Genomic DNA, 14,877 nt, shown 5'->3' with positions numbered 1-14,877 from the left:
TAGGGCGCACTAAGATTCCGTGCGCGGCTACGCCTTTCGAAGGCCTAAATACCGCATTTTGTTTTCTTTACTCGCTGGTCGAAACGAACTCTTCTGAACGTTGAAAGAAGCAAGTTGCGCATTAGTCGCGGGCACTGGAGCGAGGCACATAGCCGCATGGAATCCAGTCGGTTGAGCGATAATCGAGAATGCGGGGTCGTCGCGGGATGATTGCATCGAATGTTACCTTAGGCGAGGGGGTGGTTATCCATCATCCCGATCTGGTCAATCTGTACGGCTGCAGCATTGGTGCGGGCACCCGTATCGGCACCTTCGTGGAGATCCAGAAAAACGCTAATGTCGGCCGCAACTGCAAAGTTTCCAGCCACTCCTTCATCTGCGAGGCCGTGACGATCGAGGACGGTGTTTTCATCGGCCACGGCGTCATGTTCACCAACGACCCTTACCCGCGCGCCGTTAATCCTGGCGGAGGGCTTTTGGCCGATGGCGACTGGGAGGTCGTCCCGACCTTAGTCAAGCGGCACGCGGCGATCGGCAGCAATGCCACGATCCTGCCGGGTCTGACGATCGGCGAGGGAGCGCAGGTCGGCGCCGGAGCGGTCGTGACAAGAGACGTTCCAGACCACGCCATCGTAGCTGGCGTTCCCGCCAGGATTATCGGCCGTGTGCAGGATGCGCCGGCAACTGTCCCATTCTCCAGGAGAACACGATGATTGGCATCGCGGTAATCGGTTATGGCTATTGGGGACCGAACCTGGTTCGGAACATAGCGGAAGTCCCCGGCGCGCGCCTCCTCTATGTCTGTGATCTTCGGAAGGAGCGATTGGCCGCCGTCAAGGCGCGCTATCCCTCGGTCGAGATAACCGACGACTTCGAGCAGGTCCTGCGCGATCCCAGCGTCGACGCGATCGCGATAGCCACTCCGGTGTCAACCCATTTCAAGCTCGCCATGAAAGCCATGATGGCTGGCAAGCATGTCTTTGTCGAAAAGCCGATGGCATGGACGGTGGACGAGGCACGCCGCATGGTCGATGAAGCCGCCCGCAGACGCCTGATACTCGCCGTCGATCATACGTTCGTGCACACCGGTGCGGTGCGAAAGATGCGCGAGATCGTCGAGAACGGGTTAGGGGACGTTTATTATTACGACTCCGTGCGGGTCAATCTCGGACTGTTCCAACACGATGTTAGCGTCGTCTGGGATCTCGCCGTCCACGATCTCTCCATCATGGACTACGTGCTTCCGGAAAAGCCGGTTGCCGTCTCGGCAACGGGGATGAGCCACGTTGTCGGCGAACCCGAGAACATCGCCTATCTCAATCTCTTTTTTGAAAGCAAGCTCATTGCGCATATCCACGTCAATTGGCTGGCGCCCGTCAAGGTGCGCCGGACGCTGATCGGCGGCAGCAGCAAGATGATCGTCTATGACGATCTGGAGCCCAGCGAGAAGATCAAGATCTACGACAAGGGTATCACCCTGAACGGTAACCCGCAGCGAAACGGCGAGAAAGTCTACCAGATGCTGGTAGGCTACCGCACCGGCGACATGTATGCGCCGCATCTCGATATGACGGAGGCGCTGAGCCGCGAACTTAGCCAATTCGTCGATTGCGTCGAACAGAACCAACAGCCGATCGCCGACGGACATGCCGGCTTGCGGGTTGTCCGCATTCTCGAAGCGGCAACACAATCCCTTGCGCAGCGCGGACGGTTGATCGAACTCGAACAGACGAGGCGGATCGCATGATCCCATTTCTCGATTTGAAAGCGCAATATGCATCGATCAAGAGCGAGATCGATAGCGCGGTTCTGGGTGTCCTTGCCTCGGCTCAGTATATTCTGGGCGACGAAGTGGCGCATCTCGAAGAAGAGTTTGCTGCCTATTGTGACGTCAAGCATGCCGTTGCCGTCAATACCGGCACGAGTGCGCTGCATCTGGCCCTGCTCGCCGCTGGCGTCGGCCGCGGCGACGAAGTCGTCACTGTTCCCTTCACCTTCGTCGCAACGGTATCGGCGATTTGCTACACCGGCGCGGTGCCCGTTTTCGTCGATATCGAGCCCGTCACCCTGACGATGGATCCGGCAAAGCTGGAAGCGGCCATCACGCCCCGCACCAAGGCCATTATCCCCGTTCATCTATACGGACAGATGGCTGACATGGATGCGATCACGGCAATCGCGGCGCGTCACGGCATCCCCGTGATCGAAGACGCCTGTCAGGCCCATGGTGCCGAATATAAAGGCCACCGAGCGGGCAGCATGGGCATATCTGGCTGCTTCAGCTTTTATCCGGGCAAAAATCTCGGCGCCTGCGGGGAGGGCGGCATCGCGGTCACCAATGACGATGCGCATGCCAAGACCATGCGGATGCTGAGGGACTGGGGACAGGAGCGGCGCTACCACCATGTAATGAAGGGATTCAACTACCGCATGGATGGTATTCAGGGCGCCATCCTGCGCGTGAAACTTCGCCATCTGGATGCCTGGACCGAGGCGCGGCGCACGCATGCGGCGCACTACTCGTCCCTGCTTGCCGGCCTGGACACGATCAAGACCCCGGTCGAGGTTGCCGGTCGCCGGCACGTCTATCACATCTATGCTGTTCGATGCCGGGATCGTGAAGGGCTTCACCGGGCTTTGGAAGCCGAAGGCATCCAGTCAGGTCTTCACTATCCGATCCCCGTACACCTTCAGAAGGCGCATGAAGACCTGGGCTATCGGCCAGGGGATTTCCCGGTCTCCGAGGCTGCCGCACGTACGGTGCTTTCGCTGCCCATCTACCCGGAGATGACGGCAAAGCAGGTTGAACAGGTGGTCGCAGCTGTGGAGCAGGACGCCTATGTCGGTTGAGAAGATCTCCATGGCGCGAATTGTGCAGGCCGTGCATGGCCGCCGTGATGGCCCAGAGGACGCGCGTTTTCTTGGCGAACTCGCCGCTGAGTTGAAGAAAGCCTACGGCTCGGCGGGCCTTTTGGAGCTTTACGGGCGCTTTTCCTCCGGCGACGGTTTTATCGATGCCGTTATGCGCCGCGCGATCTGGCATGCGATCTCGCGGCGATGCGGCGCGGGTCTCCAGGTCGGCAGCGGCGCCGGCTTCAAGCACCCCGAAACGTTTGAAATCGGAAACGGCGTTTTCATCGGTGCACAGGCCTATATCCAGGGCCGGTATGACGGAACCTGCGTGATCGGAGACAATGTCTGGATTGGCCCGCAAGCCTATATGGATGCACGCGACCTGGTGATCGAGGAGTGCGTCGGCTGGGGCCCGGGCGCCAAGCTGCTTGGCTCCAGTCATACGGCTATTCCGGTCGATGTCCCGATTATTCGAACAGACCTCGAAATCAAGCCGGTCCGCATCGGAGCCTGGGCGGATATCGGCACCAATGCGACGATCCTTCCCGGCGTGACGATCGGCAAAGGAGCGATCGTCGGCGCGGGAGCGGTTGTCGTTTCCGATGTGGCGCCATTTTCGGTCGTCGCCGGCGTTCCGGCGAAATTCCTGCATTGGCGAAATGAAAGCGACGCACCGCCGGCAACGTCTTGAAGATGAGGGGCAGATCATGAAGGACAAGCGGATACTGATTACCGGCGGGGCTGGCCTTGTCGGGTCGCATATTGCCGATCTGGTTGCCTTGGAACAGCCACGGGAAATTCTGATCCTGGATAACTTCGTGCGTGGCCGGCGGGAAAACCTCGCGCAGGCAGCCGCGATCTTTCCGCTGACGATCATCGAGGGAGACATTCGCGATCGCGCGCTGCTGGCGACGTGCCTCGAGGGTGTCGACGTCGTCTTCCATCAGGCGGCAATCCGGATAACCCAGTGCGCCGAAGAACCGCGTCTTGCATTCGACGTCCTGGCGGAGGGCACGTTCAATGTCCTCGAGGCCGCCGTCAAAGCCAATGTCGAAAAGGTGATAGCGGCCTCTTCCGCATCCGTCCTTGGTCTTGCCGACAGTTTCCCCACAACCGAGGAACATCATCCGTACAACAACCGAACGATCTACGGCGCGGCAAAGGCGTTCAACGAGGGGCTCCTGCGCAGCTTTGCCGAGATGTATGGCCTTCGCTATGTCGCACTGCGGTATTTCAACGTGTATGGTCCGCGCATGGACGTCTACGGCGTCTATACCGAGGTGCTGATCCGATGGATGGAACGAATCTCGGCCGGCTTGCCGCCGGTGATCCATGGAGACGGCAGCCAGACGATGGATTTCATCCATATTCACGATATTGCGCGAGCAAACCTGCTCGCTGCAAAATCGGATGTCACCGACGAGGTTTTCAACGTCGCCAGCGGTATCGAGACGAGCCTCCTGGAACTGGCACGGATGCTCGCCGGCGTCATGAATTCGACGATCGAACCGCAGCATCAGCCAGCGCGCAAAGTGAACGCCGTCACGCGACGGCTCGCCGACACCAGCAAGGCCGAGCGACTTCTTGGATTCCGGGCGCGTGTGACCCTCGAGGATGGGCTTCGCGATCTGGTGCAGTGGTGGCGGCAGGAGAGGGCAGTCGATGCCGGCGGGCGGGCAGCATGAAACCGGCGCTCCTCCAGATTCCCGTAGCAAAGCCCCTTCTCAACGAGCTGGAAGTGGAGGCCGTGCGCCGAGTCGTGTTGTCCGGATGGGTAACCCAGGGGCCGGAGGTTGCCGCGTTCGAGCGCGAGTTTGCCGAATTCGTGCGGGCGGATCATGCCTGCGCGGTTTCAAACTGCACGACGGCGCTCCATCTAGCCTTGCGGGCCGTCGGCGTGGGCGAAGGCGACGAGGTCATAACGGTCAGCCATTCGTTTATCGCAACGGCAAATGCAATTCGCTACTGTGCGGCAATCCCTGTGTTTGTCGACATCGAAGCCGATGGGTTCAATATCGATCCGGACCTGATCCTGGCGGAAATCACGCCGCGGACGAAGGCTATATTGTGCGTGCATCAACTCGGGATGCCCTGCAATCTTGAAAAGATTGTCGACATAGGCCGCAGCCACGGAATACCCGTCATCGAAGATGCCGCCTGTGCGACCGGCAGCGAAATCCTGTGGAATGGCGCGTGGCAAAAAATCGGCGCTCCGCAGGCGGACATTGCATGCTTTTCCTTCCATCCGCGCAAGGTGGTCACTACCGGCGACGGCGGAATGCTGACCACCGCCAACGCCGAGTATGACGAAAAGTTTCGCCTGTGGCGACAACACGGCATGAGTGTTCCCGATACGGTTCGTCATGGCTCGAAGCAGGTAATCTATGAAGGTTACCCCGAGCTTGGCTACAACTACCGCATGACGGATCTGCAAGCGGCGATCGGCCGGGTGCAGCTGGCGCGTCTGCCGGCCCTGGTCGCACAACGGCGTCATCTTGCCGAGCTTTACCGGGAAGGTCTTCGAAATATCCCTTGGCTCGAGACGCCGGCTGAACCTTCTTGGGCCCGCAGCAACTGGCAGAGCTATTGTGTGAAGCTTCCGCCATGGCTCGATCAACGGGACACGATGCAGGCGCTTCTCGACATGGGCATATCGACGCGCCGGGGCATCATGAACATCCATCGTGAGGGTGCTTATGCCGACAAGGCGTCGCATCGCGTGGCGGCAAGCCACCTTGCTCGAAGCGTCGCGGCGCAGGAAGGCGCGGTCATTCTGCCGCTGTTTGCGCAGATGACGGAGAACGAGGTATCTTTCGTCGTCGAGGCTTTGCGCGATCTGTGCATCGATCGCCAGGCCGCCACTGCATAAGGCCGTTGAGCGTTTTTCCATCGAACAACGGAAATTATTGCTTCGCTCCGCCTGGATGAGAGCGGGCTTGCCGGCCGCGCCGCCAATCTCATTTCGGCACCCATTTCCTGATTGGCCCTGGAAGGCGCTCCGGCGGCACAAGTCCGACCAGCAGTTTCAGCGCGTAGAGTCCGCTCACGACAACCGCCAGGGAACCCAACGCAGTCGCTTGCCATAGCGGCAGAAGGACAGTCGCGCCGAATATCAATGCAGCGGCGGCGAGGAATACAAACCCGATCCTGCGGTTGGCGTCCGACCAGCGAAATCCGGTAAGCTTTCGCGCGAACATGTAGATGAGGACGCCGTGCCAGAGGTAAAGGCCGAAAAATGCTGCCGCGGAACCAGCCACGCCGAACTTTGATACCAAGAGCCAGGCCAAGCCTACATGGACGGCGGTCGCGGCAACTTCCGTCCAAAAGAAGATGGCCTCTTCGCCCTTTGCAAGGACGATGTAGCCCATGGGCCAGGCAACGATGCGAAGCAACATGCCAAGGCAGATCCAGCGAAGAAGGTCGGCGGCAGCATAGAACTCCGGCGAATAGAAGAACCACATCACAAACGGCGCGAACGTCAAGGTCGCCAGTACCCCCGGCCCGGCAAGCAGCATGCTCACCTGCGCCTGCTCGTTCACCAAGCGGTTACACGCGGCATGATCGTTTGCGATCGCCGTGAGGCGTGGGTAGAAGTCGGTCCCCATGGCCTGCAGGATGAAGCCGGCGTAGAGACTGCCGAGTGCCCAGGCGGCCTGATACAAGCCGGCGGCCGCAACACCGCCTTGCTGCAGCACGATAATGCGGACGACATAGGCGCTGCCGAGAGTGAGCAGGCCGCTGATCATGAAAACGAAGCCCAGCCTCACAAGGCCGGCAAATTCTTCCCTGAACTGCGCGCCGGAAAGATCGGGCGTATTGCGCAGCATGCGCCGGCTGTACCACCATGAGACCAGAAGCGTGGCGCCTGCTGAGGCGACGAGAGACGGGACAATCCCGTCGGCGCCGAACAAATATACCAGCGGTATGGTAACCACTGTGGCGGAAAATGCGGCAAGCATATTGATCCGCGCAAGTGTCGAAATCTCCCGCAGTCCCTGGATCAATGCCGTCTGCCCCGCTGAGGCAAGGCGAAAGAAAATTCCAACTGAGAGTAATGCGACGCCGATGACGTGCTGATGGTCACCGAAAGTGAACCACGTCACCGGAAAGGCCAGCGCCGCAAGCATGATCGTGCCGGCGAGGCCGAGTGCAATGGGCACGGATCGAAGCACGGATGCGGTTCGCGCAATCTTTGCGTCATCCCCCGTTCCGACAGCCTCGGCAATCTGGCGGACACCGCTGGACTGCACCCCAAGGCCGGCAATCGTCTGGGCAATATCGGCGATCGAGTTGTAAATTCCCATCAGCCCCACACCCTCGGGGCCAAGCAGCAGGGCCACTGCCTTGTTGCGGACGACGGCGAAAATCATCGTGACTAGCGAGGAACCGCCGATCACCATCGTCGATTTGAGGATCTGGACGTAAGTATGCCGTGCGGCTGGCGTTTCGCGCATGTTCATGGATCGCTCAAGCCCTTCGTTTCCCACGTGCTTTCGGGCGAAAGCGAGGGTAGTCCGCGTTGATGATGCGCCGGACGACGGGCACCACGCTCGATTGCCAGATTGGCGCCCTCCAGCCGAAGATCCTGTCGAATTTGTCGGTCGAGAGACAGGAGTTGGATGGCCGCTTGGCCCTGGTGCGGTAGTCGGCGGAAGCAATCTCCTGCACCTCGGCGAACGGGCCGCCATGCGTGCGGCTGACGTCGAAAATATACCTGGCGAATCCCGACCAATTGGTCTCGCCGGTACCGGCAACGTGAAAGACGCCGGTATGATGTCTTGTCGGGTGCGTTGCGACGAGCAGAATGGCATCTGCCAGGTCCGAGGCAGATGTCGGATTGCCGTACTGGTCGCAGACGACGGCAATCCTTTGACGCTCGGCTGCGATGCGCAGCATCGTCCGGACGAAATTGTGGCCGAAGGCACTATAGAGCCAGCTCGTGCGCAGGATTATGTGGCGGGGGTTGACGCTGGCAACGGCGCGTTCGCCTCTGAGCTTGGTGTAGCCATAGACGGTTTTCGGTTCGGCCTCGTCTTCCTCGTCGTAGGGATAGGGCTCATCGCCGGAAAAGACGTAGTTGGTGGAGAGATGGATGATCGGCACGTGGAGCGTGGCCGCCACCTCGGCGACAGCGGCTGCACCCACCACGTTGATCGTATAGGCGAGGTTCCGTTCGTCCTCGGCACGGTCGACCATGGTACAAGCGGCTGCAGATACGACGATGTCAGGCTTCACATCCAGGATTGCCTGTCTGACGGAAGAGGGATTTGCCAGATCGAGGTCCGGTCGTCCGACAGGCACCAACTGGATGTCGGGCATGGCCGCAGCTGCCTCGACAAGGCTGGTCACCACCTGGCCGCTTGTGCCGGTCACCGCGATTTTCATATCGTCGCCATCACATCCGACTGGTTCGCAATCTTCGTTAGCGGTTGCCTACGAAGTGTTCTGCGCGTCATTGGCTAGCCTGCTCTGACCGCGTATCCGGAAGCTGCGTCACCTGTGGTGAAGGCTGGGCGCTCGCAGTGACTTTGCGAGTGACGCGGACAACATCTCCCGGCTGCAGAAATGTCGAGTCGGAGGCCGCGATCTCGTCGACGGTCTCACCGGTCCGGCGTGTTACCGTGAAGGCGAGCGTACGATCGCCACCGGGTGTGCCTGAAGCCATGCCGCTGGAAAGGGCGTTCAGCAGTAGTTTCTGCGTGGTGTCGCGCTTCAATTGCAACTGATCCAGAGCCGCCTGCGCCGATTGCAGTTCGGTCGCAACCTCTGTCTGCTGCTTGTCGTAAAGTCCCTCCAGATTGCGTGTTGCTTCGGCAATGTTCTGGCGTGCCCGCATGATCGCCGTCACCAGATCGAGCCGATTGGCGTGGTAACCGCGCAGCGTCCGCTCAAGATCCGCTTGGCGTGATGGAAGCGCAATGCCTTTCTCGACCATGCTTTTGGCACTCGCGACTTCTTTTTTGATCGATGCTATATCCTCGTCGGTCCCGTCGATCTTTTTTTCGATGACGCCGATTTCCGCCCCTAGGAGATCACGCAGTTCCACGAAAGACTTCGATTGCCGAGCGACGACATTGAGGCGGGCGGCAAGGATGTTTTTTTCCTGTTGGAGGATTGCTGCAGCGAGTTCCTGGTCGTCCTGCGAGCCCGGATCGAACCGCATCTCCTTTTCGCCGGAAATTTCGGCCTGAAGCCGCGCAATTCTGATTCGAGTGCGCAATATGGAGTTTTCGATCTCCCGAAGCTGGCCGACGTAACCAGTACTATCCCCGGACCCCAGGAGACCATTCGATGGGCGGAATTCGCCGCCGCTCATAGCCAACGACTGCAGGACGGTGAGGCCTGGATGGAACTTGTACTCCCCCGGCTTGTTGACATCGCCGACAACATAAACCGGTTGGTGCTCGAGAATTTGGACGGTGACGTGCGGTGGTTCGACCAATCCGATCTTGGCCTTCAGTTCATTGGAAATCTGTGCGGCCAGAGCGACGGTGTCGATATTGCCGACGGGCAGAGTGCCGATAACGGGGAGTGACACCGTTCCCGCGTCAGAAATCAGGAACTCGCCGCCGATCGAATCCCATTTTTCGTAGACGCCGCGGGTGGGCATCCATTGGACGATCGTCAATCGAATTTTGGTCTGCGGTGCAAGTTGAGCGCTTTCGGCCAGAGCAGCTGTCGAGATGCCGCCGAAAACGGTCATTGCTGCGGCAATGAACACCGCACGAAGCGGTCCACGGTACGAGCGGGAAGATACGTTCAAGGTCTTTCTCCGTGCTGCAAAAACCAAAGCGCCCCGTGGCTAGAAGGCAAAGAGCAATGCTCAGTGTGCCAATTGAACGCGGATTGAGAAGGGGAAGAGCGGGGGTTCCGGTTCATCAATATTGCTGAGAATCGGATGCGCGGCATGCGTGGACTAGACCGAGGTGGATATCGGTTTAGCCCAACTGATCTAAGGAGGGATGTAGATGGAGGGCGGGTAGGAGAAGGGGTGCGGGCATACCTCCGGCAGAACCCCGGATATAGCCCACTCATAGACCGTTTGGATGAGTGACGCCGTCACAGCCTTTCTTCGTTCATCGAGCGGCCACTCCAGCCTCAGTCCTTTTGCGTCGTCGCGATTGTCTGCGGACTGGGCTAAAGTCCAGCAAGTGGGCGTGCGGAATGCATCGTCGCCGCCGCAGGATGCGGAGACTGTATCAGGAGGGTTCCTGGTCGGAGATATCGGGATCGCTCCAACAGTTTGGATTTTTGCCTTTATCCTGAAACTGGCCGGTTGCGGGATGTGGGCAAAGTGCTGATAGGTAACGGATATGCTGCTCGACGGGAATGCGTATGACGCTGCAGGCGCCAGAAGGCGACTTGAGCCGCAACGCGTCATTTTGATTCTGACGAACAGTGGAAGCGTGTCGGAACGATTGATCGACGCCATTGAACGGGAATTCCCCTGGATCCGGATCGAGCAAGTTGAGCACGTTGCCGCCGCCTGCGTGCCGTTTTCTCATCCCGTGGCACTCATCCTGGTCGACATAGCGCTGATGAAGGAAGCCGAAGCCTCATCGGCAGAACTTTTACGCATGCATCCGCATGCTCTTACCGCCTTGATCGAGCCCTACGACAAGGTCGAGGTCACGCCTCTAAGCGAAATTGCCGGGTCTCCGCTCGTTCGCAGCGTTCTGCCAATGGATCTCAGGCTCGATGTCTGGCTGTCGGTCATCCGTCTGATGCTCTGCGGCGGCGAGTATTTTCCTCCCCGACCGCTGATCAAGACGATGTTGCGCGAGCAAAACGCTTTGCTGGCACATAATGGCGCCCCTCAGGTTCCAGTTGCTCGGACGACCAACATGGCTGAACTCACGGCGCGGGAATCGCAGATACTCGGGATGGTATCTCACGGTCTTCAGAACAAGGTGATTGCTGTCGAATGCGGGCTATCCGAACATACGGTCAAGATTCATCTGCACCACATCATTCGGAAACTGGGTGTGCACAACAGGACGGAGGCCGCCGCGCGGTTCCGCGGCCTTCAGGACAGCGGCCAGCCTATGGTCGAGGGCTGAGCCGTTCGAGGTTTTCAGCCAGCAGGAGTGGGCGCAACTGTTTTGCGATTGCCCGCGGCGTCCCTGCGACCTTAGTCCCAAAACGCCTCGGACGAACGTCCTATGGTCGCTGAGGGAAAGGTCTGATAGCCCCCGGCTGGCCGGGTCTGTGGTTGACGATGAGGGGAGCCGTGAGCAAAATCCTCAGAACGTGATGGATACGCGTGTTGAGGACTCCCCGTTGGTCCATCATGACCGTGGAACCCTTCTGGTCCGCGGTGGCAACGAATGCGACGGTCTCGACCTCAAATTCGCCTTGTTCGCGGACGCGTATTTCTGTAGCCGATAGAGGGTGAGCAGTGCGCCAATTGGAGCTGCCAAGGGAATAATCATGACGACGGGCCGGAGATTTGTTGCAGCGCTGTGGTGTGTCCCGATCGCTCTTTGTCTTTCCATCCTTCCCTGCAAGATAGAAATGAGTGGCTCCACGCTTGAGCTCGCCTCACAGTCCGCTTTGGCCAAAAACGGCGGAAACGGCAATGGCAAGGGAGGCGGCGAGGGAAAAGGTGGTGGTGATGGAAACCGCGGTGGAGAGGGAAGCGGGAAGGGAAGCGGCAACTCAAACAGCAAGAGCGACAAGGGCAATTCAGGTGGGGTGAGCGCAAAGGCCACGTCGGTCGAGGACGGCACGTCGGCGTTGGGCGTCCGCCACGTCGACGGGATGAGCGAAGTAATCAGAGATGGCCGCTATATAATGAAGGATGCCAAGGGGCGCACCATCGTCAATCGGCGCGCGACGTCGGCCGACGAAAAGCGGCTTCACTCTCTTATTCATTGACCCCTCTGGTCGATCGCGTCACGCCACACCATGGCGGCTTCCGTCCGGTTCGTGACCCCCAGTTTGGTCATGATCTGCGTCATGTGGTGTTTGACCGTCTTTTCCTGCAGATCGAGCCTCCTGGCGATGAGTTTGTTGCTCATTCCCGATGCCACCAGTTGCAGGACCTCCTGCTCTCTGCTGGTCAGGCTGGCGACCAGTTCAAACTGGTTTGCAGAGGCGTGCGAGCGGCTGGAGAGGAGTTTGGCAGACAGCGTCGGAGCGACATAGCTCTCCCCCGAAGCCACGGTGCGGATGACATCTGCCAGTGCGCGAGAGCCTATACCTTTGAGAACATAGCCCTTTGCCCCATGGCCGAGAGCTGCGGTGACATCGTCGCTTGCCTCGGAAACAGTGAGCATGACGATCTTCTGCAGCGGCGCTTTTGCAAGGATCAGAGGGATCGCGTTGAGCCCGCCGCCCGGCATGGAGATATCCAACAGCATGATGTGCGGGTTCAGCTGCTCGGCGATGCGGAGTGCGTCCTCCGCCGAGCTTCCCTCCGCGACGATCTCGAACCCGTCGATTTCCGAGAGGCTTCGCGTCACGCCTTCCCTGAATAGTGGGTGATCGTCGATCACCGCCACACGTATTGCCACCGTCATGCTTGCCCAATCTCCTCAGTGCTGAGCGACATCCGAACGATCGTACCCGACGTCGAAGCGCTGACTTCAAATGCGCCACCCAGGCTTTCGATCCGCTCTCTCAGGCCGGCGAGGCCCAAACTTGTCGGCTTTACATCACCCGGATCGAAGCCCGGACCGCTGTCCGCGACCTCAATCCTGACTCGGTCGCCATCCATCGTCTGGGCAACCCGCTGACCGACGCCTCCGCCGTGGCGGTAGGCATTGTTGAGCGCCTCCTGCACGAAACGGTATATGCATATCTTGGCCGACGGCGAAAGGCGATCGGGCGGCGTGGACATCGATAATTCCACGGCCGATCCCGTTCGCTGCTTGTGTGCCTGAACGCTTCTTTCCAGTATTTCTGCCAGGCTCGCGGTCTCGATCTGCGGCAGGACCAGCCCGCTGCATATCGTTCTGATCTCATCCATGGCCTCATCGAGGCTTGCCTTGATGGAGATGATTTCACGCTCGCGCGCCGCCGATGACGTCATCGGGCTGATCAATGCATGGCTGTCCAGCCGCAACGAGGCAAAGGCAACGAGTTGCGCCGGGCCGTCATGCAGGTCGGCGCCGATGCGCCGCAAATGGCTTTCGTTCAGCGCTGTCGCACGCTGCGACGCACGCTGGAGGCGCCCCCGCAGCGTTTCGTTTTGCGAAAGCAAAGCCGAAAGCTCATCGATACGCTGCCTGAGGGCGCGGCGCTGACTTTCGATCGTCCTGCTGCCGCGCAGGACGATTGCGGAAAGCACGACGAAGAAGGAAACGGTGAAGGCGGCGACCGCCAGCCAGGCGTGGAAACGCGCCTGCCGCAAGCTCCGCTGGAAATCGTTGGCAATCTCGTGAAATTCGGAAACGGCAACGACCTGTCCCGACCAGGGTTGGAGGACCGGGTTGTAGATCTTCAGGAGCGGCGCGCCGTCGGCCTGCCCAGTTTCCTCCGCAGCGGCGTCAGACGGCTCGAACCGGGCGACCATTTCGCCGGCGAATGCCGTCTTCAATTCATCGCTGAGGCCAAATCGCTTGCCGATCGCGTCTTCTTCGTTCGAATAGAGCACCGTACCGTCCGCCCGCCAGAGGCGGAAGGATCGAAGCCGATCTCCCAGCGCGCCCTGTCCGAGCGTCTCGTCGAGGGCACGGGTGGCCGCGTCGTCCAGAACCTGGGTCGTTTGCATGTCAGGCAAGAGCGGCGCGATGACGCTGTCGACATAAAGCGCTGTCGTTGCGGCCGAATTTCGCGTGACCGCATCCTCTATGAGACTGGAGACGAACCCGCCGACCAGGATCATGGCCGTCGTCGCGACGATGCCGCCGATCAGCAGGAACTGCTTCGTCAGCGATTGCGTGTTCCATCGTGTCATCAGGGTGTCGGTACGCACGAGAGATCTCGGGATCGGCGGCCTGGCTCGCAGACGGCAATTTTATAACATTCGAACCCGACAAACTATCGGCTTCCGGTGAGGGGTCAATGGCGCGAAGTATGCGCCGATGCGGCTCGGACTTTTGGCGCCGCGGCGATCGGACCTAAGTCTTACCTGTTGTAGCAATGGTCCGAGGACAATGGAACCGTGCGTCTGCACGAACTATTGTCCCCTTACTTCGAGAGTGACTCAGTCATTGTAACGAGGCTACGAATCTTCAACGGGAGGTCACTATGGCTATTTCGAAACTAATTGGCCGAAGCATCCTTGCTCTGGCCATTGCGGCTGCCCCGGTGGCAAGCGGCACATTCGGCATCGCCGGCACGGCCTTTGCAAAAGACGGCAACGGCAACTCCGGCGGCGGCGGCGGTAATGGTGGCGGCAACGGCAATGGCAATGGAGGTGGCCGCGGCAGCGACAGCCATGGAAAGTCTGGCGAGGCGCACTCCGGCAAGAGCACGCACTCCGGCAAGAGCACCAAGGGCAAAAGCGCCGATCACACGCCGACGCTGAAGTCGTTTTTTACATTCGGGAAGAAATCCGAAAAGTCAGCTGATACTGAAAAGGCGCCGAAGGCAGCCAAGACGGTCAAAGCGGCCAAGGCGGCCAAGACGACGGTTGTGGTAGAAAAGGCCGACACCGCCGCAATAAGTTCGCTCAATCGGAATTATCATGCCTATCTCAATTCGAACGATCCCCGCATGGCTGCGATTTCGGCCTATGCGATAGCCTATGCGGAATTCGAATCTGAAAACGGCACTGACGTCATTCCCACCGATCCGGCTCTGAGCGACGAGGCATTGCGAGACGCGCTTGCCAGCTTCACCAAGGACGGCGTTGTCACCGACGAGACGTTGGAGGACGCCAAGGAGATCCTGGGTGTCGGACCAGCGGTCGGCAAGATCGACCAAATCCGTGAGACGCTGCCGGAAACGACAGCTGAAACCTCGCCTGAAACGACGATTGAAACGACTACTGAAACAACCACTGAAACGACGACGACGACGATTGAAGTCGATACTGTAAACTAAGCATCCGCGTGGCCGGCCAGGATATGACTTGCC

The 14,877-nt window shown here is 59.6% G+C and carries 14 protein-coding genes; 9 read left to right on the top strand and 5 right to left on the bottom strand.

The features are described 5' to 3' along the window. The first annotated feature begins 206 nt into the window (after positions 1-206). From JNB71_RS21005 to JNB71_RS20980, 6 genes are read left to right on the top strand one after another with little or no spacing between them, the layout of a single operon-like run. The gene (locus tag JNB71_RS21005; protein WP_220373734.1) at positions 207-713 is read left to right on the top strand and encodes an acyltransferase; all 507 of its coding nucleotides are present in this window, start codon (positions 207-209) and stop codon (positions 711-713) included. Next, the gene (locus JNB71_RS21000) at positions 710-1,747 is read left to right on the top strand and encodes a Gfo/Idh/MocA family protein (protein WP_018329796.1); all 1,038 of its coding nucleotides are present in this window, start codon (positions 710-712) and stop codon (positions 1,745-1,747) included. Before JNB71_RS21005 ends, JNB71_RS21000 begins: the two co-directional genes overlap by 4 nt. Further along, on the top strand, positions 1,744-2,850 hold the full coding sequence (locus tag JNB71_RS20995) for a DegT/DnrJ/EryC1/StrS family aminotransferase (protein WP_220373733.1): 1,107 nt from the start codon (positions 1,744-1,746) through the stop codon (positions 2,848-2,850). The genes JNB71_RS21000 and JNB71_RS20995 overlap by 4 nt, the downstream gene beginning before the upstream one ends. Then, the gene (locus JNB71_RS20990; RefSeq protein ID WP_220373732.1) at positions 2,840-3,544 is read left to right on the top strand and encodes an acyltransferase; all 705 of its coding nucleotides are present in this window, start codon (positions 2,840-2,842) and stop codon (positions 3,542-3,544) included. Before JNB71_RS20995 ends, JNB71_RS20990 begins: the two co-directional genes overlap by 11 nt. Before the next feature lie 16 nt (positions 3,545-3,560). Continuing rightward, positions 3,561-4,538: an NAD-dependent epimerase/dehydratase family protein gene (locus JNB71_RS20985; protein WP_220373731.1), complete on the top strand. Its 978-nt coding sequence runs from the start codon at positions 3,561-3,563 to the stop codon at positions 4,536-4,538. Next, the gene (locus tag JNB71_RS20980) at positions 4,535-5,722 is read left to right on the top strand and encodes a DegT/DnrJ/EryC1/StrS family aminotransferase (RefSeq protein ID WP_220373942.1); all 1,188 of its coding nucleotides are present in this window, start codon (positions 4,535-4,537) and stop codon (positions 5,720-5,722) included. Before JNB71_RS20985 ends, JNB71_RS20980 begins: the two co-directional genes overlap by 4 nt. Positions 5,723-5,810: 88 nt before the next feature. Here JNB71_RS20980 and JNB71_RS20975 read toward each other — a convergent pair whose 3' ends face one another. The 3 genes from JNB71_RS20975 to JNB71_RS20965 form a co-directional block, all read right to left on the bottom strand. Continuing rightward, positions 5,811-7,313, bottom strand: a complete 1,503-nt coding sequence (locus JNB71_RS20975) for an O-antigen translocase (protein ID WP_220373730.1) — start codon at positions 7,311-7,313, stop codon at positions 5,811-5,813. A gap of 7 nt (positions 7,314-7,320) precedes the next feature. Continuing rightward, on the bottom strand, positions 7,321-8,238 hold the full coding sequence (gene rfbD / locus JNB71_RS20970; RefSeq protein ID WP_220373729.1) for a dTDP-4-dehydrorhamnose reductase: 918 nt from the start codon (positions 8,236-8,238) through the stop codon (positions 7,321-7,323). A gap of 67 nt (positions 8,239-8,305) precedes the next feature. Beyond that, on the bottom strand, positions 8,306-9,616 hold the full coding sequence (locus JNB71_RS20965; protein ID WP_220373728.1) for a polysaccharide biosynthesis/export family protein: 1,311 nt from the start codon (positions 9,614-9,616) through the stop codon (positions 8,306-8,308). 550 nt (positions 9,617-10,166) lie between these two features. Between JNB71_RS20965 and JNB71_RS20960 the strand changes: the two genes are divergently transcribed. Both JNB71_RS20960 and JNB71_RS20955 read left to right on the top strand, forming a co-directional pair. Further along, positions 10,167-10,913, top strand: coding sequence for a helix-turn-helix transcriptional regulator (locus JNB71_RS20960; RefSeq protein ID WP_220373727.1), 747 nt, complete (start codon positions 10,167-10,169; stop codon positions 10,911-10,913). 370 nt (positions 10,914-11,283) lie between these two features. Further along, positions 11,284-11,730 (top strand): hypothetical protein, encoded by a 447-nt coding sequence (locus JNB71_RS20955; protein ID WP_220373726.1) that lies wholly within the window; start codon positions 11,284-11,286, stop codon positions 11,728-11,730. On the opposite strand, the gene JNB71_RS20950 is transcribed toward JNB71_RS20955, so the two are convergent. Both JNB71_RS20950 and JNB71_RS20945 read right to left on the bottom strand, forming a co-directional pair. Continuing rightward, positions 11,724-12,374 carry a LuxR C-terminal-related transcriptional regulator gene (locus tag JNB71_RS20950; protein ID WP_220373725.1) on the bottom strand — a complete coding sequence of 217 codons (651 nt, stop codon included), beginning with the start codon at positions 12,372-12,374 and terminating at the stop codon, positions 11,724-11,726. The two genes, JNB71_RS20955 and JNB71_RS20950, sit on opposite strands and share 7 nt — an antisense overlap. Next, positions 12,371-13,771 carry a sensor histidine kinase gene (locus JNB71_RS20945; protein WP_220373724.1) on the bottom strand — a complete coding sequence of 467 codons (1,401 nt, stop codon included), beginning with the start codon at positions 13,769-13,771 and terminating at the stop codon, positions 12,371-12,373. Before JNB71_RS20945 ends, JNB71_RS20950 begins: the two co-directional genes overlap by 4 nt. 275 nt (positions 13,772-14,046) lie before the next feature. On the opposite strand from JNB71_RS20945, the gene JNB71_RS20940 reads away from it, so the two are divergent. Then, positions 14,047-14,844, top strand: coding sequence for a hypothetical protein (locus tag JNB71_RS20940; RefSeq protein WP_220373723.1), 798 nt, complete (start codon positions 14,047-14,049; stop codon positions 14,842-14,844). Positions 14,845-14,877: the final 33 nt, after the last annotated feature.

The organism is Rhizobium herbae (assembly GCF_019511375.1).
GTDB classification, from domain to species: domain Bacteria; phylum Pseudomonadota; class Alphaproteobacteria; order Rhizobiales; family Rhizobiaceae; genus Pararhizobium; species Pararhizobium herbae_A.
Note: the sequence above shows the minus strand (reverse complement) of the source record. Positions and strands in the feature narration are given on the sequence as shown.